22 protein-coding genes and 1 pseudogene are annotated in these 25,361 nt (G+C 70.1%); 10 read left to right on the forward strand and 13 right to left on the reverse strand.

The annotated features are described in order from the left end of the window. Nucleotides 1-136 precede the first annotated feature (136 nt). Complete coding sequence (locus ABT122_RS29400; protein ID WP_351558478.1) at nucleotides 137-2,515, reverse strand: ATP-binding cassette domain-containing protein; 2,379 nt, start codon at nucleotides 2,513-2,515, stop codon at nucleotides 137-139. A gap of 217 nt (nucleotides 2,516-2,732) precedes the next feature. Beyond that, entirely contained in the window at nucleotides 2,733-2,948 is a 216-nt protein-coding gene (locus ABT122_RS29405) for a dodecin (RefSeq protein ID WP_351558480.1), read from the reverse strand. 193 nt (nucleotides 2,949-3,141) lie between these two features. On the opposite strand from ABT122_RS29405, the gene ABT122_RS29410 reads away from it, so the two are divergent. Then, on the forward strand, nucleotides 3,142-4,407 hold the full coding sequence (locus ABT122_RS29410) for an extracellular solute-binding protein (protein ID WP_351558518.1): 1,266 nt from the start codon (nucleotides 3,142-3,144) through the stop codon (nucleotides 4,405-4,407). An 82-nt stretch (nucleotides 4,408-4,489) separates the two neighbouring features. On the opposite strand, the gene egtD is transcribed toward ABT122_RS29410, so the two are convergent. Genes egtD through egtA form a run of 4 tightly spaced genes read right to left on the reverse strand, consistent with a single transcriptional unit; the run spans nucleotide 4,490 to nucleotide 8,833 of the window. Next, the gene (egtD, locus tag ABT122_RS29415) at nucleotides 4,490-5,455 is read right to left on the reverse strand and encodes an L-histidine N(alpha)-methyltransferase (protein WP_351558482.1); all 966 of its coding nucleotides are present in this window, start codon (nucleotides 5,453-5,455) and stop codon (nucleotides 4,490-4,492) included. Continuing rightward, nucleotides 5,452-6,207 carry an ergothioneine biosynthesis protein EgtC gene (gene egtC, locus ABT122_RS29420; RefSeq protein WP_351558484.1) on the reverse strand — a complete coding sequence of 252 codons (756 nt, stop codon included), beginning with the start codon at nucleotides 6,205-6,207 and terminating at the stop codon, nucleotides 5,452-5,454. The genes egtD and egtC overlap by 4 nt, the downstream gene beginning before the upstream one ends. Then, a complete protein-coding gene (gene egtB / locus ABT122_RS29425; protein ID WP_351558486.1) occupies nucleotides 6,207-7,538 on the reverse strand; it encodes an ergothioneine biosynthesis protein EgtB in 1,332 nt (443 codons plus the stop codon). The genes egtC and egtB overlap by 1 nt, the downstream gene beginning before the upstream one ends. After that, the gene (gene egtA, locus ABT122_RS29430) at nucleotides 7,535-8,833 is read right to left on the reverse strand and encodes an ergothioneine biosynthesis glutamate--cysteine ligase EgtA (RefSeq protein WP_351558488.1); all 1,299 of its coding nucleotides are present in this window, start codon (nucleotides 8,831-8,833) and stop codon (nucleotides 7,535-7,537) included. Before egtA ends, egtB begins: the two co-directional genes overlap by 4 nt. A 167-nt stretch (nucleotides 8,834-9,000) precedes the next feature. Here egtA and ABT122_RS29435 point away from each other — a divergent pair, with 167 nt between their 5' ends. Beyond that, a complete protein-coding gene (locus ABT122_RS29435; protein ID WP_351558490.1) occupies nucleotides 9,001-9,882 on the forward strand; it encodes a TIGR02452 family protein in 882 nt (293 codons plus the stop codon). Nucleotides 9,883-10,081: 199 nt separating this feature from the next. Here the strand turns inward: ABT122_RS29435 and ABT122_RS29440 are convergent, their stop codons facing one another. After that, a complete protein-coding gene (locus ABT122_RS29440; protein ID WP_351558492.1) occupies nucleotides 10,082-10,540 on the reverse strand; it encodes a type II toxin-antitoxin system PemK/MazF family toxin in 459 nt (152 codons plus the stop codon). 36 nt (nucleotides 10,541-10,576) lie between these two features. After that, a complete protein-coding gene (locus ABT122_RS29445) occupies nucleotides 10,577-11,275 on the reverse strand; it encodes an alpha/beta fold hydrolase (protein ID WP_351558494.1) in 699 nt (232 codons plus the stop codon). Nucleotides 11,276-11,406: 131 nt separating this feature from the next. Here ABT122_RS29445 and ABT122_RS29450 point away from each other — a divergent pair, with 131 nt between their 5' ends. Together ABT122_RS29450 and ABT122_RS29455 are read left to right on the forward strand one after the other, a co-directional pair. Beyond that, on the forward strand, nucleotides 11,407-12,429 hold the full coding sequence (locus tag ABT122_RS29450; RefSeq protein WP_351558496.1) for a LacI family DNA-binding transcriptional regulator: 1,023 nt from the start codon (nucleotides 11,407-11,409) through the stop codon (nucleotides 12,427-12,429). Between the two features lie 86 nt (nucleotides 12,430-12,515). Continuing rightward, the gene (locus ABT122_RS29455; protein WP_351558498.1) at nucleotides 12,516-12,782 is read left to right on the forward strand and encodes a hypothetical protein; all 267 of its coding nucleotides are present in this window, start codon (nucleotides 12,516-12,518) and stop codon (nucleotides 12,780-12,782) included. 20 nt (nucleotides 12,783-12,802) lie between these two features. Here ABT122_RS29455 and trxA read toward each other — a convergent pair whose 3' ends face one another. Then, nucleotides 12,803-13,198: a thioredoxin gene (gene trxA, locus ABT122_RS29460; protein ID WP_351558500.1), complete on the reverse strand. Its 396-nt coding sequence runs from the start codon at nucleotides 13,196-13,198 to the stop codon at nucleotides 12,803-12,805. 136 nt (nucleotides 13,199-13,334) lie between these two features. Here trxA and ABT122_RS29465 point away from each other — a divergent pair, with 136 nt between their 5' ends. Beyond that, nucleotides 13,335-14,768 carry a dihydrolipoyl dehydrogenase family protein gene (locus ABT122_RS29465; protein ID WP_351558502.1) on the forward strand — a complete coding sequence of 478 codons (1,434 nt, stop codon included), beginning with the start codon at nucleotides 13,335-13,337 and terminating at the stop codon, nucleotides 14,766-14,768. A gap of 264 nt (nucleotides 14,769-15,032) precedes the next feature. Further along, nucleotides 15,033-15,542 (forward strand): hypothetical protein, encoded by a 510-nt coding sequence (locus ABT122_RS29470; protein WP_351558504.1) that lies wholly within the window; start codon nucleotides 15,033-15,035, stop codon nucleotides 15,540-15,542. 463 nt (nucleotides 15,543-16,005) lie between these two features. On the opposite strand, the pseudogene ABT122_RS29475 reads toward ABT122_RS29470, so the two are convergent. Further along, nucleotides 16,006-16,289 (reverse strand): annotated as a pseudogene (locus tag ABT122_RS29475) (dihydrofolate reductase family protein); the annotation flags it as partial. 100 nt (nucleotides 16,290-16,389) lie between these two features. Then, nucleotides 16,390-17,112 (reverse strand): NUDIX hydrolase, encoded by a 723-nt coding sequence (locus ABT122_RS29480; RefSeq protein WP_351558506.1) that lies wholly within the window; start codon nucleotides 17,110-17,112, stop codon nucleotides 16,390-16,392. 194 nt (nucleotides 17,113-17,306) lie between these two features. Between ABT122_RS29480 and ABT122_RS29485 the strand changes: the two genes are divergently transcribed. The 4 genes from ABT122_RS29485 to ABT122_RS29500 all read left to right on the forward strand — a co-directional run bounded on the left by ABT122_RS29485 (nucleotide 17,307) and on the right by ABT122_RS29500 (nucleotide 21,219). Then, nucleotides 17,307-18,947, forward strand: a complete 1,641-nt coding sequence (locus ABT122_RS29485) for an AbeC-like domain-containing protein (RefSeq protein WP_351558508.1) — start codon at nucleotides 17,307-17,309, stop codon at nucleotides 18,945-18,947. Further along, nucleotides 18,944-19,861, forward strand: a complete 918-nt coding sequence (locus ABT122_RS29490; protein WP_351558510.1) for a 5'-methylthioadenosine/S-adenosylhomocysteine nucleosidase family protein — start codon at nucleotides 18,944-18,946, stop codon at nucleotides 19,859-19,861. The genes ABT122_RS29485 and ABT122_RS29490 overlap by 4 nt, the downstream gene beginning before the upstream one ends. Nucleotides 19,862-19,910: 49 nt before the next feature. Further along, entirely contained in the window at nucleotides 19,911-20,576 is a 666-nt protein-coding gene (locus tag ABT122_RS29495; protein ID WP_344477679.1) for a hypothetical protein, read from the forward strand. A 412-nt stretch (nucleotides 20,577-20,988) separates the two neighbouring features. Then, complete coding sequence (locus ABT122_RS29500) at nucleotides 20,989-21,219, forward strand: hypothetical protein (protein ID WP_351558512.1); 231 nt, start codon at nucleotides 20,989-20,991, stop codon at nucleotides 21,217-21,219. Between the two features lie 249 nt (nucleotides 21,220-21,468). Here ABT122_RS29500 and ABT122_RS29505 read toward each other — a convergent pair whose 3' ends face one another. Together ABT122_RS29505 and ABT122_RS29510 are read right to left on the reverse strand one after the other, a co-directional pair. Next, nucleotides 21,469-21,954, reverse strand: coding sequence for a hypothetical protein (locus ABT122_RS29505; RefSeq protein WP_351558514.1), 486 nt, complete (start codon nucleotides 21,952-21,954; stop codon nucleotides 21,469-21,471). Continuing rightward, the coding region (locus ABT122_RS29510; protein ID WP_351558516.1) for an RHS repeat-associated core domain-containing protein at nucleotides 21,942-25,361 on the reverse strand (3,420 nt) is incomplete at its 5' end. The genes ABT122_RS29505 and ABT122_RS29510, both read right to left, overlap by 13 nt.

Below are 25,361 nucleotides of genomic sequence, written 5' to 3' on the forward strand. Positions count from 1 at the left end.
GCCCCCGCGGCCGGCCCCCCCGGCGGGCGGGGCCGGCCCCCCCCGCGGGGGGGGGGGGGCGCGGCCCCCCCCCGGCACCGGGCCCCCCCCCGGGGCGGGGGCGGCCGGGGTGGGGCCCACGCCGGTTCCGGTGGCGCTATCCGGGCGCCGGGACGCCCAGCGCCGCCGCCAGGAACGGCGCCGTACGGCTCCGCGCCACCGACGCCACCTGGGCCGGGGTCCCCTCGGCGACGATGCGCCCGCCCTCGTCACCGCCGCCCGGGCCCAGGTCGATGACCCAGTCGGCGCCCGCGACCACATCCATGTCGTGCTCCACGACGACCACCGAGTGCCCCGCGTCGGCCAGCCCGTTCAACTGGCGCATCAGCACCTCCGCGTCGGCGGGGTGCAGCCCGGTCGTCGGTTCGTCCAGGATGTACAGGGTGTGGTCGCGGCGGGGCCGCTGAAGCTCCGTGGCCAGCTTGATCCGCTGGGCCTCGCCACCGGACAGCTCGGTCGCCGGCTGGCCGAGCCGCAGATAGCCGAGCCCCACATCCAGCAGCGCGGCGAGGCCGCGGGCCGCCGCGGGCACCTCCGCGAAGAACTCCGCCGCCGCCTCCACCGTCAGATCCAGCACCTCCGCGATGTGCAGCCCCCGGTGGCGCACCTCCAGCGTCGCGGGGTTGTAGCGCGCGCCCCGGCAGTCCGGGCAGGGCGTGTGGGTACGGGGCAGGAAGAGCAGCTCCACGGAGACGGACCCCTCCCCCTGGCAGGTCTCGCACCGGCCGCCCGTCACATTGAAGGAGAACCTGCCCGCCCGGTACCCCCGGGCCCGCGCGTCCCCGGTTCCGGCGAAGAGCTTCCGTACGGCGTCGAACAGACCGGTGTACGTCGCCAGATTGGAGCGGGGGGTGCGCCCGATGGGCTTCTGGTCCACCGTCACCAGCCGCCCCACCCCGGGTGTCTCCCCGGTGACCGCCCCGACCAGGGTCGACTTGCCCGAGCCGGAGACCCCGGTGACCGCCGTCAGCACACCGAGCGGCACCCGCGCCTCGACACCCCGCAGATTGTGCCGGGTGACCGGGCCGGTGCTCAGCCAGCCGGCGGGCTCCCGGACCGTCCGGGGCGGGGCGGGGGAGCGGTCGAAGAGGAACCGCCGGGTCGCCGACTCCTCGACCGACGCGAGGCCCTCGGGCGGACCGCTGTGCAGCACCCGTCCGCCGTGCTCACCGGCGAGGGGGCCGACATCGACGATCCAGTCGGCGCCGCGCATGACGTCCAGATGGTGCTCGACCACGAAGACCGAGTTCCCCGCGGCCTTCAGCCGCTCCAGGACCACCAGCAGCGCCCGGGTGTCCGCCGGGTGCAGCCCGGCCGACGGCTCGTCCAGGACGTACACCACCCCGAAGAGCCCCGAGCGCAGCGCGGTGGCGAGCCGCAGCCGCTGGAGCTCCCCGCTGGAGAGGGTCGGGGTGGGCCGGTCGGCGCTGAGGTAGCCGAGGCCCAGCTCGGTGACCGTGGCGATGCGCGCCAGCAGATCGGCGGTGAGCACCCGGGCGGACCCGCCCCCGCCGTCCCCGGCCCTGCCCCCGCCGTCCCCGGCCTCGGTGAGGACCTCGGCCAGCGCGGTCAGCGGCAGGGCCGCCAGCTCGGCGATGGTCCGCCCCGCGAAGGTGACCGCGAGGGACTCCGGCCGCAGCCGCCCGCCCCCGCAGACCGGGCAGGGCGCGCTGGTCAGAAAGCGCTCGGCCCGGGCGCGCAGCGCCTGGCTCCTGGAGTCGGCGAAGGTGTGCAGCACATGGCGCCGGGCGCCGGTGTACGTCCCCTGGTACGGACGCTGGATGCGGCCCGCCTCCCGCACCGGGTCCACCGTGACCACCGGCTGCTCGTCCGTGAAGAGAATCCACTCCCGGTCCCGCGCGTCCAGCTCGCGCCAGGGCCGGTCGATGTCGTATCCCAGGGCGTCCAGCACATCGCGCAGGTTCTTCCCCTGCCAGGCGCCCGGCCAGGCCGCGATGGCGCCCTCGCGGATCGACAGCGAGGGGTCGGGGACGAGCAGGGACTCGTCCGTGCGGTGGACCAGGCCCAGACCGTGGCACTCGGGGCAGGCCCCGGCCGCCGTGTTCGGCGAGAAGGCGTCCGAGTCCAGCCGCTCCGCGCCCGCCGGGTAGTCGCCCGCCCGGGAGAACAGCATCCGCAGCGAGTTGGAGAGCGTGGTCACCGTGCCCACCGAGGAGCGCGAGGTGGGCGCCGAGCGCCGCTGCTCCAGCGAGACCGCGGGCGGCAGCCCCGAGATGTCCCCCACGTCGGGGGCGCCGACCTGGTGGATGAGCCGGCGGGCGTAGGGCGCGACGGATTCGACGTAGCGCCGCTGGGCCTCGGCGTAGACGGTGCCGAAGGCGAGTGAGGACTTCCCCGACCCCGAGACACCCGTGAAGACGACGAGGGCGTCACGGGGGATGTCCACGTCGACACCGCGGAGATTGTGCTCCCGGGCGCCACGGACACGGACGTAGGGGTCGTGAGGGCTGTGCATATCGGACAATTCTAGGTGCTGGTGTCGATCAGCTGTTCGCCCGGGGCTCCGCCGGGCGGGTGCCGGCGGGATTTCCGTACCGGTCTGCGCCGTTCGGGTGGCCCGGGGCCGCACCCGGCCGGCCGGGAGGCGAGTCCCGCCCGTTAAGGCCGTTTAGGCCCTGCTTGAAAGGGATGTGAGGGAACTGGTGTGATGTGTCCTTTTTGGGTGCGGACGGTCAGCCGCCGTCCTCCAGTCGGAAGCCGACTTTCAGGCCCACCTGGTAGTGCTCGATCCGGCCGTCCACGATCCGGCCGCGCACCTGTGTCACCTCGAACCAGTCGAGCCCGCGCAGGGTTTCGTCCGCCCTGGCGATCCCGTTCCGAATGGCTTGATCCACTCCATCGGGAGATGTGCCGACAATCTCAGTGACTCGGTAAGTGTGATTGGACATGTCGTCGTACTCCTCTCGCTACACTCTCTGCACATGGTCTCCACCGTGCCCCACCAGGAAGCGGTGCGCGAGGCATCGGTATAGGGCTTGACCGGCACTTTGGTACATACCAAAATCCAGCCACACCCGTGCGAGCCTGGAGCGCGCTTCCCCCCATCGGGTTCACGTTTCCACACCCTCGAAGGTGAACGCTGTGAAAATCCGCCGTCCTCTCCCGTCCTCCCTCGCACTCGCCTGTGCCCTCGCGCTCACCGCCGGATGCGGTCTCCTCCCCGGCGGCGGCTCCGACAGCAGCACGGTGCGGGTGTGGCTGATGGAGAACAGCGTCTCCGACGACTTCCTGCAGCGCTTCACCAAGGAGTACGAGAAGGAGCATCCATCGGTGGAGCTGGAGTTCACCTTCCACTCCTGGACCGGCATCGGGAAGAAGGTCAACGCCGCGCTGGAGGGCGAGAACACCCCGGAGATCATCGAGGTCGGCAACACCCAGGTCGCCCAGTACGCCGAGAGCGACGCGCTCCGCGACCTCACGCTGGAGGCCGTGCGGGACCTCGGCAGCGAGGACTGGCTGGAGGGCCTGGCGGAGCCCGGCAACATCAACGGCTCGCAGTACGGCATACCGTGGTACGCCGCCAACCGCGTCGTCATCTACAACAAGGACATCTTCGCGGACGCGGGGATCGAGGAGTACCCCAAGACCCGCCAGGAGTGGCTGGACCTCTCCGAGCGGCTCAACACCGGCGGCAACCAGGGCATCTATCTCGCGGGGCAGGACTGGTACACCCTCGCCGGCTTCATCTGGGACGAGGGCGGTGCGCTCGCCGTCGAGCGGGCGGGCAACTGGGAGGGCCGGATTCACACCGACCAGGCCCTGCGCGCCATGGAGTACTACAAGGAGCTCCAGGCGCACGGCAAGGGCCCCAGGAACGCGGACGAGCAGAAGCCCCCGCAGGCCGATGTCTTCGCACGCGGCAATGTCGCCCAGATCGTCTCGGCCCCCAGCGCCGCCGCCGCCATCGAGAAGGCCAACCCCGCGCTCAAGGGCAAGCTCGGCTACTTCACCATCCCGGGCAAGACGGCGGACGAGCCCGGCGCGGTCTTCACCGGCGGCTCCGACCTGATCATCCCGGAGAAGGCGGACGAGCGCGGCGCGGCGGTCGAGGTCGTCAAGGCGCTGGCCAGCGAGCGCTGGCAGACCGACCTGGCGAAGTCCATGAACTACGTCCCCAACAAGGGATCGCTCGCCCGGGTCGTCGAGGGGCAGGAGAGCACCTCCGCCATGGCCGCGGGCGCCGCGGCCAAGGGCAGCCAGGCCACCCCCAACTCGCCCAAGTGGGGCGAGGTCGAGCTGGACAACCCGATCAAGACCTTTATGACCACCGTGCTGGAGGGCGGCGACGCCCGGCGCGCCGGGCAGCTCGCGTCCGAGCGGATCACCACCATGCTCTCCCCGGGGTGAACCGCCGGACGCGCCCCGAGGGATGAACCGGGGCGGCCCGCGCACACCGCGCGGGGCCGCCCGTTCACCCCGTACCCCGGGATCAGGTGATGACGGTCGCCAGCGAGAGGGCGAACCGGCCCTCCGTATCGGTCCACCACGCGGACAGTTCGAGGCCGGCCTCCGCCAGCTCCTTGCGCACCCCCTCCTGACGGAACTTCGCCGACACCTCCGTGCGCATCTCCTCACCCCGCGCGAAGGGCACCGCGAGACCCAGCTCCGGAATCCGCACCGTCAGCGCCGAGCGCGCCCGCAGCCGCATCTCGATCCACTCCCGCTCCCGGTCCCACCGCGCCACATGCTCGAAGTCCGCCGGGTCGACCTCCGCCCCCAGCTCCCGGGCGAGGACCCGCAGCACATTCCGGTTGAACTCCGCCGTCACCCCGGCGGCGTCGTCGTACGCCCGGACCAGGACCTCCTCGCTCTTCACCAGGTCCGTGCCCAGCAGCAGCGCGTCCCCCGGCCCCAGCAGCGTCCGCACCGACCCCAGGAACCGCGCGCGCTCGGCGGGCAGCAGATTGCCGATGGTGCCCCCGAGGAAGACCACCAGCCGGGGCCCCGGGGTGCCGGGCAGCACGAGCCCCCGGGTGAAATCCGCGATCAGGGCATGGATGTGCAGCCCCGGACGCTCCTCCAGCAGCGCCCCGGCCGCGCCCGTCAGAGCGCTCTCGCTCACATCGACCGGTACATAGCTGTGCAGCTGTGGCAGCGCGTCCAGCAGATGCCGGGTCTTCTCGGACGACCCCGAGCCCAGCTCCACCAGGGTGCGCGCCCCGGTCGCGGCGGCGATGGCGGGTGCCCGGGCGATCAGGATCTCCCGTTCGGCCCGGGTCGGGTAGTACTCGGGCAGCCGGGTGATCTCCTCGAACAGCTCGCTGCCCCGGGCGTCGTAGAACCACTTGGGCGGCAGCTCCTTGGGCGTACGGGTCAGCCCGTGCAGCACGTCGTCGCGCAGCGCGGCGCCCGTGGCGTCCTCGGGCAGGGTGCGGGTCAGCTGGAACGGGCTCACTGCGGGGGCTCCTTGAGCGGGGAGAGCAGGACACCGGCGCGCGTGGCGACCAGCAGGGTCCGGTCGGGCACCGCGCGCCAGCGCGGATCGTCGTCGTACGGCTCCGACGCCACCGCGCACCGGCCGTCCGGGCCGGCGAGCGAGTACAGGGAGTCGCCCCAGGCGGTCGCCGCGACCGTCTCCCCGTCGGTGAGCAGGAAGTTCAGCCGGGAGCCCGGGGCGGCCTCCGCGACCTCGTGGACCGTGTCGGCGAGCGCCTGGCCCGGCTCGTCGCCGTCGCGCAGCCGGTGCAGCACCAGCGCCCACAGCAGCGCCGTGTCGCAGCGGGCCTCCAGCGAGAGCAGCTCGGCGGCGGGCAGGGTCAGGGCGAGCGGAGCCAGCGAGCCGGGCCACCCCGGCACCGCGCCGTTGTGGCTGAAGAGCCACGGGCCGGCGGCGAAGGGCGCCGCCGCCGCCTCGCCGTCGGCGCCCGGCACGGTCGCGTCGCGCACCGCGGCCAGCAGCGCCCGGGTGCGGATCACCCGGGTGAGATCGGCGAAGGAGAGATCGCCCCAGACCGGCCCGGCGCGCCGGTAGCGCGCGGGCACCGGATCGCCGTCGGCGTACCAGCCGAGACCGAAGCCGTCGGCGTTGACGGTGCCGTGGTTCTGCCGCCGGGGGGCCCAGGACTGCCGCAGCAGTCCGTGGGCCGGCGCGGTGAGCAGCTCGCCCGGGGCCACCGGGGGCCCGAGATAGGCGATGTGCCGGCACATCAGCCCACCCCCGTCCCCGCGCCGCCCTCTCCGGGGGCCGCGTCCCGCGCCGTGCGGAACCCGGCGAAGATCTGCCGCCGCACCGGAAGGTCCCAGTTGCGGAAGGTCCCCCGGCAGGCCACCGCGTCCACTCCGAAGGAACCACCGCGCAGCACCTTGTGCTCACCGCCGAAGAACACCTCGGAGTACTCGCGGTAGGGGAAGGCGGCGAACCCCGGGTAGGGCAGGAAGTCGCTCGCCGTCCACTCCCACACATCCCCGATCAGCTGCCGCACACCGAGCGGCGACGCCCCCTCCGGATACCCCCCGGCCGGCGCGGGCCGCAGGTGCCGCTGCCCCAGATTGGCGTGTACGGGGGTGGGGTCGCCGTCGCCCCAGGGGAAACGGCGCGAGCGGCCCGACACCGGGTCGTACCGCGCGGCCTTCTCCCACTCGGCCTCGGTGGGCAGCCGCCGCCCCGCCCAGCGGGCGTAGGCATCGGCCTCGTACCAGCTCACATGCAGCACCGGCTCGTCCAGCGGCACCGGCTCGGTCACCCCGAAGCGGCGGCGCAGCCACTGGCCGCCCTCCCGCCGCCAGAACAGGGGCGCCTCGATCCCGTGCCGCTGGATCTGCCCGAAGCCCTCCGCCGCCCACCAGCGCGGATCGCGGTAGCCGCCGTCCGCCATGAACGCGAGATACGCGCCGCAGGTCACCGGCACCGTGTCGAGCCGGAAGGCCGCGACCGTGCGCCGGTGCGCCGGCCGTTCGTTGTCCAGCGCCCAGGGCTCGGCCGATGTGCCCATCGTGAAGGGGCCGCCGGGGACCAGCACATCGGCGGGCAGCCGGGCGCCGTCCGCGCCGGGCGGATCGGGTGCCTCCAGCACGGCGGGGCCACCGCGCAGCTGATGGGTGATGAGCATGGTCTCGTCGTGCTGCTGCTCGTGCTGGGCGATCATCCCGAAGGCGAACGCGGAGTCCACCAGCGGCCCGCCGCCCTCCAGCGGCGAGCGCTCCAGCAGATCCAGGACCCGGCCCCGGACATCGGACGCGTACCCCCGGGCCTCGGCCGGGGCCAGCAGCGGCAGGGACGGCCGGGTCGCCCGCGGATGCTCGAAGGCGTCGTACAGCGAATCGATCTCGGGCCGCAGGGCCGCCCGCCCGCCGACCCTCCGCAGCAGCCACTGCTCCTCCTGGTTGCCGATATGGGCCAGGTCCCAGACCAGCGGGGACATCAGCGGGGAGTGCTGGGCGGTCAGCTCGCCGTCGTCGACACATCCGGTGAGCGCGGCGGTGCGGGCGCGGGCGCGGGCGAGCGCGTCGACCGCCCGCCGTCGGAGGTCCTCGGTCATGTGCCCGGCTCCTTGTCCGGTGTCGCCGGGCCCTGCCCGAGCGAGGGGTGGAGGAGGAGGTCGTCGGCGGGACAGCGGCCCCGCAGCACCTGCCGCTCCGTGAAGGCGGCCACCGCGTCGCACACCTCGGTGGAGGCACCCACCCGGGGCAGCGCCTCCAGCGCGACGGTGAAGCAGCCCGCGGCGGTCGCGCGCAGCTCCGGGTCGCTCAGCCCGGCGCGCGCCGCGCCGAGCCAGAGGGGATTGCGGGGCGCCGGCCGGTTCCCCGCGTACTCCGCGAGCGGTTTGACCATCCGGTAGACGGTCTCCGCCGCCTCCGGGTCCTCGAAGAGGGCCGTGACCACCGCGAGCGGCACGAGCCAGCCGTCGTCCCCCGGCTGCGCGTCGATCATCCGCAGCTCCAGATGGCCGCGCGGGCGCACCGGCGGGAAGAGGGTGGTCAGATGGCGGTCGAGATCCTGCCGGGTCGGCGGGCGCGGCCCGCCGGACCGCAGCCAGGCCCGGAAGGTGAGCGCGTCGGGCCGCTCCCACGGCCCGTCCTCCGTCGCCACGAACATCACCGGCGCGTCCAGCGCGTGCGCGGTCCACGCGTCCCTCGGCTCCCGGTCCAGCGGAGGCGCGATGGGGCGGATGTCGTCCAGCTCGGCCCAGATCGCCTGCCGGGTCGAGCGCCAGCCGGTGGGCCGCCCGGCGAGCGCGGGGGAGTTGGCGAAGGCCGCGGTCAGCACCGCGCCCAGCAGATGCGCGAGCTGCCAGCGCCTGCCGGCGCCGAGCGGCCCCGGCTCCTGCTCCCCGGCGTCCAGACAGACCTGGATCGAGGCGGAGTTGCACATCATGACCCGGCCGGAGGGGCCGGTCCGGTCGAGGTACGCCTCCATGGCGTCGTAGCGGGGCTCCCGGAGGATGCGGCGCGGGGTCCGCCAGGGGTCGAGCCCGAATCCGGCGAGGGCGAGTCCGGCCGGTTCGAGTGCGGCGCGGACGGCGGCCAGATCGGCGGCCACGGATTCGACGCACTCCATCAGGGAGGCCGCGGGGCGGGAGCTGAGCTCCAGTTGCCCTCCCGGCTCGAAGGTGAGAGCCGAGTTCAGCGGGAGGGAACGCGCCCGGTCGTGGGCGGCCGTGAGACGGTCCGCCGAGACGGGGCGCTCGGGGCTGTGCCGTTCATGGATGAGCCATTCGAGCTCCACGCCCACGGTGGTGGGCGGGCCGTTCTTGAAGCAGATACATCGCAGCAGATCCTCTGCTTCCTCTTCGGATATGGACCGGCCGTGGTCGCCGGCATCGGGTGGACGCATCAGCGGCTCCTCTTTCGAAGGCCTGCGAAGGCACTCTGCCAACCTAAAGCCAGGTCTGACGCTCCGCACAAGGGTGCGGTGGCGCCCGGCGGCCCGGCCTGGGCGCCCCGCCCGGGCCGCCGTAAAACGGATTGCCCCGTCCGCCGCAGGTCACGGACTATTCGGTCATGAGCACACGACTCCGGGAGCTGGCCCGCCAGACGGAAGAGATTGTTGAAACCGGTCATTATGTCGCCCCCAATGGGCGCACCGTGGCCCTGTCGGCCCGGATCGCCGCCGCCCGGGCGGGGACCCGGCTGTACGGCCCCGACCCCCTGCACGTCACCCCGGACACCGGCCGTGCGACCGCCTTCGAGGTCACCCCCGAGGACAGCGCCGAGGCCGCCCGGCGGCTCACGGCCGGGGCACCCGACCCGGTGGCGGTGCTCAACTTCGCGTCGGCGCGCAACCCCGGGGGCGGCTACCTCAACGGCGCCCAGGCCCAGGAGGAGGCGCTCTGCCGCGCCTCCGCCCTCCACACGACCCTGCTGTGCGCGCCCCGGTACTACGCGCACCACCGCGCCGACCGCAGCCCGTTCTACTCGGACCGGGTCATCCACTCGCCCGCCGTCCCCGTCTTCCGCGACCGCGCGGGCGCGCTGCTGGACACCCCGTACAGCGCCGGGTTCCTCACCTCGCCCGCGCCGAACGCGGGGGTGATCGTCCGCCGCGCCCCGGAGGAGGCGGACCGGATTCCGGGGGTGCTGGCCACCCGCGCCGAACGGGTGCTGGAGACGGCGGTGGACCGCGGATACCGCCGGCTCGTGCTCGGCGCGTGGGGCTGCGGGGTCTTCCGCAACGACCCGGCGGCGGTCGCGGGCGCCTTCCACACGCTGCTCACCGGGGACGGCCGGTTCGCGGGCCACTTCGACCGGGTGGTCTTCGCGGTCCTCGACCGCACGGCGGGCACGACCACGCGGGGGGCCTTCGCGAGCGCCTTCCGCTCCGAGCGCGCGCCTTCGGAGGGAGTGGGTCAGGGGCCTGGGGCCTCACGTGCCGGGGGCTTGTGACGCGAAGGGTTTCGTGCCTCGTGCCTCGTGCCTCCGGGGGGCGTGCGTCTCCGGAGCGCTCGCGGCCCCGGAGCCACGCGCGCCTCCGTACCGCCGCCCGCCCCGCTCGGCGCCAGCCGCACCGCCGGCCGTGCCGCCCGCCCCGCTGGGCGCCGTCCGTGCGGCCGGCCGTACCGCCTCAGCCGCACCACTCGCCCCTTCAGCGCCAGCCGTACCGCTCCCGCAGCCGCTCCACCACCGCGTCGAAGCGCCCCCGGTCCAGCGCACACGCCTCCCGGCGCATCCCCTTCTCGTGCACCCGCAGCACCCGGTCGAGGTCCACCCAGGACTCGCGCTGCTCGCGGTCCCACGCCCCCACACCGATCGGCACCCACTCCCGGTCCCGGTCGTGGCGCTTGCTGGAGAGCTGGACGGCCAGCAGGGTGCCCTTCTCCTCCCGGGCCACGATCAGCACCGGACGGTCCTTGCCCCGCCCGTCGTTCTCCTCGAACGGCACCCACGTCCAGACGATCTCGCCCGGATCGGGGTCGCCGTCCCGGTCCGGGGCGTACGAGGTGGCCACCGGGCCCACGGCGCCGGGAGCGGCCTCGGTGGTGGCGGCGGCACCGCCGCGGCCCGGGGAGTCGAAGGCGCCCGAGGCGCCGGAGGAGATCGTCACCGTCCCACCGTAATGCCCCGGGCGCCGGGGCCGCTGTCAGATCCACCCCTCCAGGCCGGCCATGAATCCGTCGAAGTCGTCCCGCTGGACGGTGTGTCCGGCGCCCGTGACGGTACGGACCTCGAAACCGCGCTCCCGCAGCAGCGCGGCGGCCTCGGGGGAGACCAGTTCGCTCGGGTCGGCGAGCTGCACCAGGGACGGGACCACCGGCGCGGCCGGCATCAGATCGACGCCCACCACGCCCATCAGCCCCTGGGCCGTCGACTCGTCCCACACCCCGATGGTCTCCACCTCGATGTCGATGTCCTCCTCGTCCCAGCGCGGACTGCCCTGCCGTATCCGCTCCCGCGTCAGCGCCTTCGCCGCCGCGAACAGTTCGGGGCGGAACCCGTGCTCACCGTCCGGCAGATACCAGACCGGGTCCACGTACACCGCGCGCCGCGGTGCCAGCTCCGCCACCGCCCGGGAGAGCGCCAGCGCGCCCAGCGAGTGCCCGATCGCCAGTTCCGCACCGGAGGGCAGCGACTCCACCAGGTCCCGCGCGTGGTCCTCCAGGGTGTAGGAGTCGGCACGGCCGCTCGCGCCGTGCCCCCGCAGATCGACCGCGATCACCCGGTAATCCCGCGCCGCGAGGGCGGGACCGACCCGCCGCCAGGTGCGGTGGTCGGCCATGATGCCGTGGACCAGGAGCGCGACACGATCGCCCTCTCCCCATGTGGTGGTGTGAAGCCGCACGTCGACGCCCCTCCAGTACGGTGCCCTGTGGTGACCAGCATGCGCGGTTGAAGATCGAAGCAACAGGGGCAGCCGAATCCGGCCAACCACCCGACGGCGCAGGGGACCGTTCTGGAAAGATTCCCAGGGCGATGAGCCAGACACCCAAGCAATCCGCCGAACGCTCCGTTCCCACCAGCGCCGATGTCGCCCGGTTAGCAGGGGTCTCCCGGGCCACGGTCTCGTACGTGCTCAACAACACGTCGTCCGTGCGCATCAGCGAGCCCACCCGCCGACGGGTCCGGGAGGCCGCAGAAGAGCTGGGCTATGTCCCCCATGCGGCGGCCCGCAGCCTGCGGGCCGGACACACGCGCATGGTGCTGCTGCCCGCCGCGAGTTTCGCGGTCGGCCCGCTGTTCCACCGGTTCTTCCATGAACTCCAGTGGGCGCTGAGACGGCTCGACTACACCGTGGTGCAGTACGGCAGCCTCGGCCTGGGCGGCGACGAGGCCGCCCGCGCCTGGGCCGAGCTGAGACCCGTCGCGGTCGTCTCCCTCGGCGAGGTCGGTCTCACCCCGCACGGTGTCGACGTGCTCAAGCGCTCGGGCGCCAAGGCCGTGATCACCCTCGCCCCCCGGCGCGTCGAGGGCGCGCACTCGCTCGTGATGGATCAGACCGGGGTGGGAAGCTGCGCGGTCACCCATCTGATCCAGCGGGGACGGCGGGCGATCGGGGTCGTCATGCCCCGGGAGCCGGGCCTGGAACACTTCTCCGAGCCCCGGTTCGAGGGTGCGCGCCGGGCCGCCGCCGGGAGCGGCGCCCATGTGGAGCCGCTGGAGCTGTCGTACGACGAGGAGTCGGCGAGCACCCTCGCGGCGGGCTGGCGCGGACTGGGGCTCGACGCCGTCTACGCCTACAACGACGATTACGCGACGCTTCTGATGCGGGCCCTCCAGGACGAGGGCATCGACATACCGGGGGAGACCGCGGTGATCGGCGCCGACGACCTGCTCCTGGGCAGGCTGCTGCGGCCCCGGTTGAGCACGGTGCACATCGACATGGTGACCGGACGGCTGCTGGCCGAACTCGTGGACCGGGTGGTGCGAGATCCGGAGGACCGGCCGGAGCTGCACGACCTGATGGGGGCGCGGGCCGTGCACCGTGAGTCGAGCTGACGGCCCCCGGCCCCCGGGCCGCGGGGCCGGCCCGGAGCGCCCCGGCCCGGATGCGGACCGGGCGACCAGTGCCTAGCGTCGCGCGTATGACGACAGACCCGCAGCACTACGAGGTGCTGATCGTGCCCGAGCACGCCGAGGGCCTCGACGCGGCGCATCTGTACCGGGCCGCGATCCGGTCGGCCGTCGTGGCCGCCACCGGCGAGACCGGGGCATCGGGATACCCCCGGTACGCCGGTGAGGGCGTGGTGGCCGATATCGACCCCACCACCCGAACGGTCGAGGCGCTTCTCGTCGACGGCGCCGAGCTGGACTACGGTCTCTCCGCCCGGGTCGCCGACGAGAGGCGCTGAACCCGGCGTACCCGCCCGGCTCAGCCCTCCTTGGGGCTCTCGCCCTGCGCGGCGGCGGCCTCGGCCGCCTTGATCGAATCGCGTACCTCGTCCATGTCCAGCGCACGGGCCTGGCCGATCACATCCTCCAGCGCGGCCTCCGGCAGCGCTCCGGGCTGCGCGAACACCGCCACGTTCTCGCGGACGATCATCAGCGTCGGGATGGACTGGATTTCGAACGCGGCGGCCAGCTCCTGCTGCGCCTCCGTGTCGACCTTCGCGAAGACCAGATCCGGGTGCCGCTCGGCGGCCCCCTCGTAGACCGGGGCGAACTGCCGGCACGGGCCGCACCATGACGCCCAGAAATCGATCAGAACGAAGTCGTTATCGGAAACGACCTGATCGAAGTTCTCCTTGGTGAGCTCAACAGTGCTCATGACGTGGTACCTCTCCCATATGTCCGGTGTGTGTCCGGTGTCCGGTGGACTCGCCCCCGACAACCGTGTCCGGGGCGGTGCTATTCCTGCCCCTGCCCATGTGGCCAGGAGACACACCCGGTACCAGACTGTCCCTATGACCGATGCTGTGGAGTACGACGTCGTGGTGCTGGGCGCGGGCCCCACCGGCGAGAACGTGGCCGACCGGTGCCGGGCCGCGGGCCTGAGCACGGCGGTCGTCGAGAGCGAACTGGTCGGCGGCGAGTGCTCCTACTGGGCCTGTATGCCCAGCAAGGCCCTGCTGCGCCCGGTGATCGCGAGGGCCGACGCCCGCAAGGTCCCCGGCCTGCGGCAATCCGCCGAAGCACCTCTCGACGCGGCGGCCGTGCTCGCTCACCGTGACGCCTTCACCTCGCACTGGAAGGACGACGGCCAGGTCTCCTGGCTGGACACCACCGGAGCCAGGCTCTACCGGGGGCGGGGCAGGCTGGACGGCCCCCGGAAGGTCGTCGTGGACGGCCCCGAGGGCGAGCCCCGGGTACTGACCGCCCGCCACGCCGTCGCCGTCTGCACCGGCAGCCGCGCCGTCCTGCCCGACCTCCCGGGCCTGGCCGGCGCCAAACCCTGGACCAGCCGGGAGGCCACCAGCGCCCACGCCGTCCCCGGACGGCTCGCGGTCGTCGGCGGGGGAGTGGTCGGCGTGGAGATGGCCACCGCCTGGCAGGCCCTCGGCTCCCGCGTCACCCTCCTGGTGCGGAGCGAGGGGCTGCTCCCCCGGATGGAGCCCTTCGTCGGCGAACATGTCGCCGACGCGCTGACCGAGGCCGGCGCCGACATCCGCCCCCGCACCTCCGTGACCTCCGTGGAACGCCCCGACCCGGGCGGCCCGGTCACCCTCGTCCTGGACAGCGGCGAGCGCGTCGAGGCGGATGAGGTCCTCTTCGCCACCGGCCGCGCCCCGCGCACCGAGGGAATCGGCCTGGAGACGGTGGGCCTGGAGCCGGGCTCCTGGCTGCCGGTCGACGACAGCTGCCGGGTCGACGGCAGCACCTGGCTGTACGGCGTGGGCGACGTCAACCACCGCGCCCTCCTCACCCACCAGGGCAAGTACCAGGCCCGCATCGCCGCCGCCGCCATCGCCGCCCGGGCCCAGCAGGTCCCCCTCCTGGAAACCGACCGCTGGGGCGCCCACGCGGCAACCGCCGACCACGCCGCCGTCCCCCAGGTCGTCTTCACCGACCCCGAGGCCGCCGCCGTCGGCCTCTCCCTCGCCGAAGCCGAATCGGCCGGCCACCGCGTCCGCGCCGTCGACTTCGACCTCGCCTCCGTTGCGGGCGCCTCCCTCTACGCCGACGGCTACCGTGGCCACGCCCGCATGATCGTCGACCTCGACCGCGAAATCCTCCTCGGCGTCACCCTGGTGGGCCCGGGCGTCGGCGAACTGCTCCACTCGGCCACGGTGGCGGTGGTGGGCGAGGTACCGATCGAGCGACTGTGGCACGCGGTGCCCGCGTATCCGACGATCAGTGAGGTGTGGTTGAGGTTGCTGGAGACCTATAGGCAGGGGTAGTCGCTCTCAGTCTTCCGCCGCCGAGGCGACGCGGTGATCCCTTGGCGGCCCGGGGAACGAAGGACTGTGCGGGGGCGGCTCTCGCTGTGGCACTCTGCGGACATGCAAAGGTGCCGTGCAGTCCGGGGTGTTCATCCGCTGCGCCGTGCCGTGGTTCTTGACGAGGAGCGAGGGCTACTGCACGCACTGGTCAGTGCCTTCTCCGTATGGCGGAAGGCTGGGCATGGCGGCCCGCGCCCCTGAGTTCCGTGAGATGGGGTAACCGTGTACTCGACCGTCTTCCGTAGCGGCATCGGACGGCTGCGCTTCGAACGGGGACCCGATGAACTGAGGGTCTGGAGCGTGGAACAGGTGCCGGAGAGCGCGCTGTACGGTGGCCTCGTCGAGGTCAACCTTCTGCTCGAAGGCACCGATGACATCGACGCGGCCGATCTTGTCCTGGTCGGAGAGGTACTCGGCGGACTCGACCACTACCTGGAGACGGGGCTCCGCTTCGTGCGGGAGGTGTTGGAGGCAGACCCGGAATTCTTCGGTCTCACCGAAGCGGAATCGGAGTCCTACCGCAGCGTGCCGGACGCGGATTTTCCTCTGGATGCTCCACAACTCAACTTCTACGCCGATGAGTGGCACCTGCGTTTCGCCGAGGGGCGTTTGCCCGTCTGCGACCCCTACGGTCTCGTGATCGCATTCAGCGGACAGCGGCCTCTGAGGGTGGAGGACGTGAGTGACGCCGCTGCCGTCGACACCGATGGCTCGGGGCGACACGCTTCCTGAACCACCGGCTCAGAAACTCCGCCGAATCTCGACCGGCACTGGAGTGCAGCGGTCGTTGTCGCCGGAATCGCCGCGGCCCACCGGGCCGGCGCCCTGACCGCAGCCGGTACCGACACCCGGTGTCGTCCACGGCCGCAGGACCGCTCCCGGTGGCCGGCCCCGGCGAAGGCCGCCAGGGTTCCTGTGACTCGTCATTGACGGATGTTCAGTGAGCGGTGATCGAGCCGTTGCTGCCGATGCGGGAGCTCTGTCGCGCCGGTCGGCCGTCGCGGCTCCCGCGTCGGCCGGTCGTGGGCACCGTGTCGCCCGCCCGGGGTCCGGCCGATGCCTGTGGCGTGGCGACTAGGGTGTGTCCTTTACGGCGGTTGCTGGAGGCGTATCGGCAGGGGTGCCGCCGCTAAAGCCATACTGGGCTGGAAGGGCGGTGTGGTCGGGGAGATCCGGGTGGCCGTCAGTGACTTCTCAGTCCCGCTGCGGCCGCCTCGGCGGCGAGAGTCGCGCCGCCGATTGTGAGGTCGCCTTCCCTCGGCTCGGCTCGCAACCGCTCGATCTCCTCATGCCGGACCGCCGGAGGCCAGTCGGGTATGACCCGTACCGTTGACAGTGGTGGAGAACACCACCTTCGGGAGCGGCTCTCCAGAGAGCGGCCCACTTGAGCACCGAGTCGTCGAGCGACAGATCGTCGTCCGCGATCTCTCAGCACAGCATTGCCTCGTACGGCCGTCGTTCAAACGGGTGGACGCCGACCGTGCTACTGCCGCTGGTGAGCAGACTCTCCGGTTCCATGGATGGGTTTCACGAAGCCGTTGTGTTGAGCCGCGACGTGTTGGTCGCCGCCCGAGGCGGGCTACGTGGTGTGTCCTGTGCCGCGCAGCAGCGGTGGGCCGAGCAGCCATGCGTTTCCCCGGCGGTAGAGGGCGGCTGGGCGGCCGGTGGGGGGTAGTCGTTGTTCCCCCGTGGGCCGCACGAACCCTGAGGTGTTGAGTACTTTGCGGCGAAAGTTGCTCGGGTCCAATTGCTGCCCCCAGATCACTTCGTAGACCGTGCGCAGCTCACTCAGGGTGAAAGGGTCCCGGCAGAAGGCCGTGGCGACTGCGGTGTATTCGAGCTTGCGGCGGACTACCTCCAGGGCGTCCGTGAGGATGGCCGGGTGGTCGAACGCCAGCTGCGCCGCACCACTGCCTAGTTGTGACACGGGAGCCCAATAGGCTCGCCTGGCATCGGTGCCGCCCACGGGGGCGGGAAGATCCGGCCCCAGTGCGAGATAGGCGATCGTGACCACCCTTCCCCTGGGGTCACGTAGAGGATCCCCATACGCACCGAGCTGCTCTAGATGCAGCTGGCGGCCATCGATTCCCGCCTCTTCCTTGAGCTCACGCAGAGCCCCTTCGTGCAAAGTCTCGCGCTTCTGGACGTAGCCGCCGGGCAGCGCGGGCTGGCCAAGGAAGGGTTCCAGCCCACGCTCGATCAGGAGCACCATCAACTGATCGCCCCTCACGGTGAAGATCGCCAGGTCCACGGTCACCCACGATGCCTCCACCTCGGTTGAGTCTTTCAGCCAGTCCTCCACTGGAACCCCCTTAAGGTCGCATTGACTTAAACGCCTTCGGTGCTTATGGTCTCATGGACCTTAACTCTGCGAGGCAGGGGTAGAGCGTGACCACCTCCCATGCGCCACCGGCCAGGGACGCAGCCAGTGAGCCGACCGCTGCCACCCGTCACTTATGCGCTGGCGTGTACGTGGACGAACGATTTCGAGACCTCGTGATCGACGAGGTGTGCACCGCGCCGTATCGACGGGTCGCCCCGTCCTATGGATTCGACATCGTTCCCGTCATGCACCACGCGTGGCGGGCCGCTACGCTGAACGCGTTTCTTCGCATGGCGGTGACGGGAGCGGTGGTTGCTCCTGCTCTCGCGGGTGCCCTGCCCGCCGCCATCCTCGTCGCTTGTGGCCTCGCCCTTCTGTGGTTGCTCCGCCTCGCCATGCTGCTCCGGGATGTTGACCGGGAGTCGAGGCCCAGACGGAAGTCCAAACGCCGCGGTCTGGGGTCGGTGCGAGGCCAGTGGCATCCCTTGAGGTTGCTGTCTCCGCGGAAGTACCCGGAGAAGGCAGATGCGCTCAGACGTATCGGATTCGCCGCTCTGTCTCTGACAGTGGGTGGCCTGGCGATCGCACTGGCTCATCCGGACCAAGCCACGGCGGCCCTCCGCATAGCCGTGGGAATCACCCTCTTCTGCCTCGGCGTGGGAGCTTCACGTCAGCTGATGCTCAACCGCATCCTGCGCGCGCCAACCCTTCGGCCTGCGCGTTTGTCCGGTCGGCAACGAACTGCGGACGTACAGCAGCAACATCTCTGCGCCGTTTACCGCCGCCCCCGTCACAGTGAGGACGAAGGCGAGGACGAGGACGACCTCACCACGTTCACGCTCTTCGGGGATGAGTCACCCTTCATCGGGGCCGGCGAAATCGTCTACCAGTGGAACCCACCGATGAGCATCCAGTTGCTGCGCCCCGGCGACGATGCGCCACTCCATGAGCGCGAGCACCCCGTGCCGCCCTTCCAGGCACATGAGTTGGTCGATTACCTGCGCGAGGCAGTTCGACTGCTGGACGCTGACAGCGGGAACGTCCGGCTTCCCGCGCACGTCCGCGACCGCGTCTACGTGGCCGAGACCGATGTGGCGGTGGACCGTTCACTTCTTCCGCAGGAGTTCGACGAGGCAGACCTGAACACGATCATCAACACGCCTGGATCCAAACAGCACCACTTCCTCGAGGTGATAACTCCTGTCGAGGGATCGGAGTTCGTCGCGACCGTCCTGTTGCATGTCAGCCTGCAGGGACGCACCTTGAGTATCTCCACAGCAGCATGCGTCCTTGCCCATACGCCTAGATCTTTCCAGCGCACGGCGGAATTTGGCCATCATGGAGTTGCAGCCGTCATCTGGGCGGCATTTCGTGAACTGGCCGCATTGCCCTCGGAGATCCAGTGCTCATGGCGGCTCTTCCTTTACTTGTATGCCTTGAGTAAGGCGGCCGTTCTCCCCCGCGACCTCACTTCCACGCCGATCCGCAATGTCCTGATCGGCAGTCGGGTGAGTATAAGGGAGAGATCGGCTCAGGCGTGGTCCAAGATCCAGCTGGAGAAGAGCGACATCCTGGGTCGGATGAAGACGATTGAGCAGCGTTTGCTTCGGGCGGCCGGCGACTTCCTGGCAGCTAAGGATGTGGACATATCGGATTTCAATGACCGCGCGCTCAAGATTATCAATAGTGGAATCTTCAATTTCGGTGACAACAATAGCTTCAGTAACAACGCGGTGGGCAACGCCGCTCAGGTCGGAGTCTCCGTAAACCAGCCCACAGGCCTGGACACTCCCAGCGCTGGAGGAAGTAAGTGATTAACAATCGAGGCATCGCCAGTCAGGGTGACAACAATAACTTCAGCAGCAATGCCGTCGGAGAGAATGCCCATGTTTCCGTGGCCGCCCCTTCCTGTGACAGTACCCGCCCTGTCGAAGCCGAAGCAGCCGGTGAACAGGCCACTGTTTGGGACGTCGGAGTGGTTACGATCCTCAGCGAGGAATTGCGTTCAGTGGTAGATGAGTTGAAACTGGAACGCCGCAAGGAGCCAGGCGGGCTGTACTTCTACCAGGGCAAACACGCCACTCCGGAAGGGACCGTTCGTATCGTGGCCACCCAGAGCCAGAGCCAAGGGCAACGGTCGGCGATGGCTGCTCTGGAGAACCTGCGCCGACACTACGAACCGAGACTGTGGGCACTCGTCGGAGTAGGCGGCGGCCTCCATGCCGAGCACGCTCGCATCGGCAACATCATTGTCTCTACCGACATTGTTTACTACGAGAATCGCAAGATCAATCCACGTGGGGACGTCCGCCGTCGAGGAGAGCATCGGCAGGCGCCGGCACCGGTCGTCCATGCGGTAAACGCCTTCTTCACCGATCATGGGACCCCGGCACGTATCAACGGTCAGCTCACCACACATACTTCGGAGGAGTTCGAGGTCTACCCGGGAGTAATCGGGTCCGGCGAAGCCGTCATCGCCGACCGTGAGAGCGAAATCCGCAGCTACCTAACGAACTACCACGAGAAGGTTCTGGCGGTGGACATGGAAGCCGGAGGGCTGAGCCAGTACTGGCAGGAGAACTCTATTCACGGGGGAATCAACCCCGGCTGGATCGTCATCCGGGGTGTATCCGACAACGCCGACGAGGGAAAGGGGCATGCATATCACGAGCTTGCGGCTCGGAATGCCGCATATATCCTGCGGAAGCTTCTTCCCTATCTCTGTTGATGCCGTAGTCAAATGATCGAGATCGCCCAGACGCAGGGAGACGGCTCGTATGACTGCTTTTCTGTTCGGGATACTCAGTTCTCTGGTGGCAAGCGCGATCGTGCTTGTGCTCGGCCTCCTGCGCGGCTCACACCCAGTGGGGTGGCTGGTCAGCGCCAGCTCACGGCTCACCGGCACAGGAATCGGCCGAGTCTACCGTCATCAGTCGTCCGCCGAGCAGGACATCGCACGCGACCTTGGCAGGGCTCGCTGGATCAAGGTCCTGGCGGGACGTGGAAACGTACTCACCCGTGACGTTTTCTCGCCTTTATGGTCGGGTGAGTTGTCCCTGGATTCTGTCCAGGTTCTACTGCCTGACCCTCGCAACCAAGGTGACTCATGGCTTGACCGCCGCTCGCGCGACATACAGTTGTTTGATGCCGGGTTCACCCCCGACCTGCTCAGGAACCAGGTCCGGATGAACATGGACTACCTCGCGCATGTGGCCCGTACGCAAAGTAATTTCGAGCTTCGCAACTTTAACCTGCCGAGCACGTGCCGCGTGATCGCAACGGACCGGGCCGCCTACCTCACCTTCTACAGCAGATCTGCTCACGGTAGGAACTCCCCGTGCCTGTACGTCCGGGCACCCGGACTTCTGTACTCCATCGCCCTGCAGCAGTTTGACTCAGCATGGACGGCCAGCCCACCCTCTCACCCGGCGCCCCAGTCCTAACGTCCCCCGTAAGCTCTCACTGCCGTTGCCTCAAGCACGGCTCAAGCTCTACGTTGCCCATGCCAGGACGATCGGAGCCAGCCGGTCAGAGCAGTTCCACGTTTCCTCGGTACCGAGGGGCCGCTCTCGGGGCGACGACTTGCCGACGCCTCCGATGGAAGTGGCTAAGGTGTGTCCTTTACGGCGGTTGCTGGAGAAGTTTCGAGGTTAGGAACCGCCGTTGAAGCCATACTGCAAATGCCCGTGAAGTGCGGCAGAGGCAGTCACGGGTGGGCGATCCGGCCACCCTGTTCACCGTCATACGGACCGCTTGAGATACGACACGGGCAACCCGGACTGCCGGAACCACTGGCAACGGCGTGAACGTCCTTGCTTTACCTGCCAAGAGCCGGCCAGGGGAAGGCGGGGCGGCGTGACACGGCCGCAGAAGATCGTGCTGATCGTGGTCGGGGTGGCCTGCATCGCGGACACGCCGATGGTCTGGTTGCTGAATGGCCCGGGGACCGGGGAGCTGGTCGGGGTGTCGTTGCAGGTCGGCACCGGGGTCGCAGCGCTGGTGTGGGCGTGGTTGCAACTCCGGCAGGGAGACTCGGCCGTGGATACCGGCAAGGCGGAGGCACCTGGTGGAGTTCCACCGGGATGACCACCCTGAACCTCAACAGGCTCTGGATGAGCTGCGCATCTTGATGTCCTCGTCCAGGGCGAGAAGCAACTCTACCTTCCGGACCCGACCGTTCACCGGGCCTGACCGCCTTGACCGCACGGTTGATGCGGGCGTCCGGCCGGCGCGGCGCGTTTCCGAATCCCGTCGATGCCTTTTGGGGCCTGGGCGACCGAGCCGCCCAGGCCCCGCCTCGCATTGGCCGCCGGGCGGCCCCGGTCGCTGTCCGGCTCAGCCGCTGGGAGACCGGTCCTCCAGGGCGGTAATAACTCTGACCGGGAGGTCCGTATCCTCCTGGATGACGCCGACGATCAGAGTGCGGCCGTCCAGTCCCCACTTCCGGAAGGTGATGAACTCGTCTGTTTCATCCGCCGTCCCCTCCGCCTCGACCAGCCCGTCGGCGAGCGACGACGAGAGGATCTCGGGGAGAAAAGCGGACAGTGCTTCCTCGCCCTCCTCGTAGACCGTCTCCAGATCCTCGAAATAGCCCGTCGCGTCGTCCGCGTCCCGCATCCAGACGGTGAATTCGACGCGGACGCCACCGTCGTACGGGTGGACCCAGCCGCCGATGCCATCCTTGTTCCACGAGGTCTCGAAGCCATTCTTCGGACGCCCTTCTGGCATCCAACCCTGGGCCCCGAACTGCGCCGACACTCCTTCGCCTGTCAGCGGGACGATGCCCCGGATGCTCTCCAGCAACTCGACTACTGCAGCCATGCGCTCATTCCACTCATGCCAGTGCCCGGTACGTGATAAGCCTTGAGAGTGCCGTTGGCGACAGCCTCGGGGAAGGCTCTGGCCAGGACCTCGTTCACATGCGCGGCACCCCATTCATTGGACACCATGTAACGCACTCCCCTGCCCTCCAATCCCTCGTTCAATGCCAACAGCTTTTCGGCCTGATCTGTGATCTTCGATTCGCTGTAGAATTTATGATCAGGATTATAAGGGGACTTCTCCCATTCGGACTGCTTGTCGCCTCCGGTCCACTTCGCCTCCGCTATCCAGCCGTCCCTTGGCCCGCCGTCGAGATGCACCTCACGCCCGTCAGGCAGAATCCACTGCTGCTCGTAGTCCTGATTGGTGACGGTCCGCTGGTAGCGGAACGAAGGACGGGCGAGCATCCTCTCCGTCAGCCAGCCGAGACCCTTGAACTGAGGATAGGGCGAGAGCCCCAGCGGATCGCAGATCGTATACGGATTGTGCACGTAGGCGACAGGATTGGGTGCGGGTGCCAGTCCCAGTGGGTCCGGCGCGGCATAGCGGCCGGACTCCGGGTCGTAGTGCCGGAAAACGTTGTAGTGGAGCCCGGTTTCCGGGTCGAAGTACTGGCCGGGAAAGCGGAGTGGTGTGTACGCCGTGGCGTCGCGGTTCCAGGTGGTCGTGCCCCACAGCGTGGTGCGGGTGCGCCAGGCCACTTCGCCCGTCTCGTCGACGAGTTCGGTGGGGGTCCCCATCAGATCGGTGGCTATGGCGAAGAAGCGCTGATCGATCTCCGTCCTGGAGGAATCGGCGGCAAGGACGCGTTCGGTCTGTGCGAGGGGGCGCAAACCCTGGTGATCCCAGGTGGTTGCGACCGGATGAGGCAATTCCGTCGAGGTGGTGAGCTGTTCGCAGAGCATCGCCCCGTCCCAGGTGAACCGGGTCTCCTCGCAGACCGTCTCCCCGTCGTCCGCGAGCCGCTGCTTGGCGGAGCGGCGACCCAGCGGGTCGTAGAGATAGCGCCACCGCGTGCCGTCGGGGGTTGTGACCGCAGTGAGGCGGTCCTCGGCGTCCCACTCGTACCGCCAGGTGTCGGGCCTGCGGGAGAGCCGGGTCCGCTGGCGCAGGACAATGCGCCCGCCCCCGTCGTGCTCGTAGCGGACTTCTCCAGCACGGGTGATGGAGGTGCCGGTGTACGAGCGGGCCCCGGTCGCCTCATGGCCCGGGTGGGAGGAGGGCCAGGAAGCCGAACTCTGGTTCCCGGCCGCGTCGTAGGCGTATCGCTCTGTCCAGCCGGCGGCGTGGACGGCGGTCACCCGTCCCACAGGGTCCAGCTCGAATGAGCGGTCGCCGGAGAGCTGATCCGTGATGCCGGTGAGGTGTCCGTCCGCGCGGTAGTCATAGCCGCGGCGATTGAGCGTCCGGTCGCCGGCGGTGAGTCGCTGGTCGGCGAGCCGCCCGGCCTCGTCCCAGGTGGAGGTGAGTGTGAGCGTGTCGCCGAAGACGCGTTCGAGCTCCCGCCCGGCGGCGTCCCAGGTGAAGGCGATACGCCGGCCGGCGCTGGTCAGGTGAGCCGGCCGGCTGGCGGCGTCGTAGCCGTAGACGGTGGTCTGCCCGGTGGGAGTGGTCCGGTGGGTCCGGCGGCCGAGCGCATCGTACGCATAGGTGACGGCATGGCCGTCTGACAGCTCCGCGGTGACGCGGCCCCGCCGGTCGTACCGGTACAGCAGCTCGCCGCTCGGCCCGGTTGCCTGGAGCAGACGCCCGGCTCGGTCGTACGCGTAGCTGGTCACCGCACCCGCCGCGTTCTGGCGGATCACCCGGCCCAGTTCGTCGTGCTCATAGGCGACGACCTCGCCGAGGGGAGTCGTCCTGGCGGTCAACCGGCCGGCCGGGTCGAGGGCATAGCGGAGTGTGCGGCCGTCGAAGTCGGACTCGGAGACCAGCCGCCCCGCCGGATCGTAGAAGTACGACCAGGTCAGGCCATGCGGGTCGCTGACTCTCGTCAGGCGCAGGTCGGCGTCGTGCTCGAACGCGTAGCGCGTTCCGTCAGGGCCGGTGCGCGCGGCGAGCAGGTCGAAGTGGGTGTACTCGAAGCGGGACTCGGCACCCGTCGCGTCGACATGGGAGACACAATTGCCCTCGCCGTCGTGGGACCAGGTCTCCGACGAGCCGTCGGGGCCGGTACGGCGTTCCAGCTCGCCGTCGGCACTCCATTCGAGCCGGGTCACCGCGCCGAGGGGGTCCGTAATCCGTACCGGGCGACCGAAGTCATCACGCACAAAACGGGTGGAACCGCCCAGCGGGTCGACCACCTCCACCGGCCGGCCCGCCGGGTCGCAGCGGATTGTGGTCACCCCGCCCAGCGCGTCGGTGACCGAGGTGAGACGGCCGCCGGCGTCGTAGGCGTACCGCGTGGCGTGGCCGGCCGGATCGACGACTGCCGTCCGGTTGCCGCGCTCGTCGAACTCCTGCCGCCAGCAGGCCCCGTCCGGCCCTGTGAACTCTGTGGACAGCCCGAGCGAGCCGCGGACTGTGCTCAGCTCGGCTCCGTCCGGTCGGATGACAGCCTTGAGACGCCCCTCCTCGTCATAGGTGAAGGCGGTGATGCGGCCAAGTGCGTCGGTGTGGGTGAGCTGGTTGCCTCGGGCGTCGTAGGTGAAGCGGGTGGTGTGGCCGAGTGGGTCGGTGGTGGCGAGGACGCGGCAGCCGGGACCGATGAGGTGGCGGGTCGTGCGGCCGTCCGCGGTGGTGAGGGTGGTGACCCTGTTTCCGGAGGCGGGGTCGGGGATGCTGTAAGCGAGGGTGAGCTGGATGTGTCCGGCTTCGCCGCCCTCGGCGACGCACCGGTCCTGTTCGTCGTAGGCATAGCCATAGCGGCGGCTGTTGGAGTCGATCCAGGCCGTCACCCGGCGGCGGTGGTCGTACTCCAGAGTCAGGGCGGCGCCGGATGGCTTGGCCACCGAGGTGAGGTTTCCGTCGGTGTAGCCGTACGCAAGTAGCGGGTGGACCGGTCCTGCGGTATCGGCGCCGCTGAGGGCGAGGCCCGTCACTCGATGGTCGGCCGCAGTCAGCAGCAGGCGATGGCCAGCGGAGTGGACGATGGCCGTGGGGGTTCCGTCGTCGGTGCGGTCGATGCTGATGGTGTTGTCGTTGCGGTCGGTGATCTGGACGAGCCAGGCGTCGCCGTCACCGCCCGGCTCGACTCCATGCGGGGCCGTGAAGTGGCGTATTTGTCCGCTGTCCGGGTCGGTGATCGTGTAGTCGCCGTCTTCCCGGCGGCACAGCACGTTGCGCGTCGCCCCGCTCCTGGGAAGGGCGGGCAGCCCGGGGACGGGGTGGGGGTAGGTGATCAGTTGGCCGTGGTCGGTGATGTGGAGGACGCCGATTGTGTCGATTTCCAGGCGTTCGTCGATGGTGGA

The sequence above is a fragment of the Streptomyces sp. NPDC001985 genome, assembly GCF_040296845.1.
Taxonomy (GTDB): Bacteria; Actinomycetota; Actinomycetes; order Streptomycetales; family Streptomycetaceae; genus Streptomyces.

What these genes read in the sequence shown, in the direction of transcription:
- ABT122_RS29465 (WP_351558502.1), top strand. Translation starts at nt 13,335, where the DNA reads ATGACCGATGCTGTGGAGTACGACGTCGTGGTGCTGGGCGCGGGCCCC.
- ABT122_RS29405 (WP_351558480.1), bottom strand. Translation starts at nt 2,948, where the DNA reads ATGTCCAATCACACTTACCGAGTCACTGAGATTGTCGGCACATCTCCC.
- egtA (WP_351558488.1), bottom strand. Translation starts at nt 8,833, where the DNA reads ATGCGTCCACCCGATGCCGGCGACCACGGCCGGTCCATATCCGAAGAG.
- ABT122_RS29450 (WP_351558496.1), top strand. Translation starts at nt 11,407, where the DNA reads ATGAGCCAGACACCCAAGCAATCCGCCGAACGCTCCGTTCCCACCAGC.
- ABT122_RS29505 (WP_351558514.1), bottom strand. Translation starts at nt 21,954, where the DNA reads ATGGCTGCAGTAGTCGAGTTGCTGGAGAGCATCCGGGGCATCGTCCCG.
- egtC (WP_351558484.1), bottom strand. Translation starts at nt 6,207, where the DNA reads ATGTGCCGGCACATCGCCTATCTCGGGCCCCCGGTGGCCCCGGGCGAG.
- ABT122_RS29455 (WP_351558498.1), top strand. Translation starts at nt 12,516, where the DNA reads ATGACGACAGACCCGCAGCACTACGAGGTGCTGATCGTGCCCGAGCAC.
- ABT122_RS29400 (WP_351558478.1), bottom strand. Translation starts at nt 2,515, where the DNA reads ATGCACAGCCCTCACGACCCCTACGTCCGTGTCCGTGGCGCCCGGGAG.
- trxA (WP_351558500.1), bottom strand. Translation starts at nt 13,198, where the DNA reads ATGAGCACTGTTGAGCTCACCAAGGAGAACTTCGATCAGGTCGTTTCC.
- ABT122_RS29435 (WP_351558490.1), top strand. Translation starts at nt 9,001, where the DNA reads ATGAGCACACGACTCCGGGAGCTGGCCCGCCAGACGGAAGAGATTGTT.
- ABT122_RS29495 (WP_344477679.1), top strand. Translation starts at nt 19,911, where the DNA reads ATGACTGCTTTTCTGTTCGGGATACTCAGTTCTCTGGTGGCAAGCGCG.
- egtB (WP_351558486.1), bottom strand. Translation starts at nt 7,538, where the DNA reads ATGACCGAGGACCTCCGACGGCGGGCGGTCGACGCGCTCGCCCGCGCC.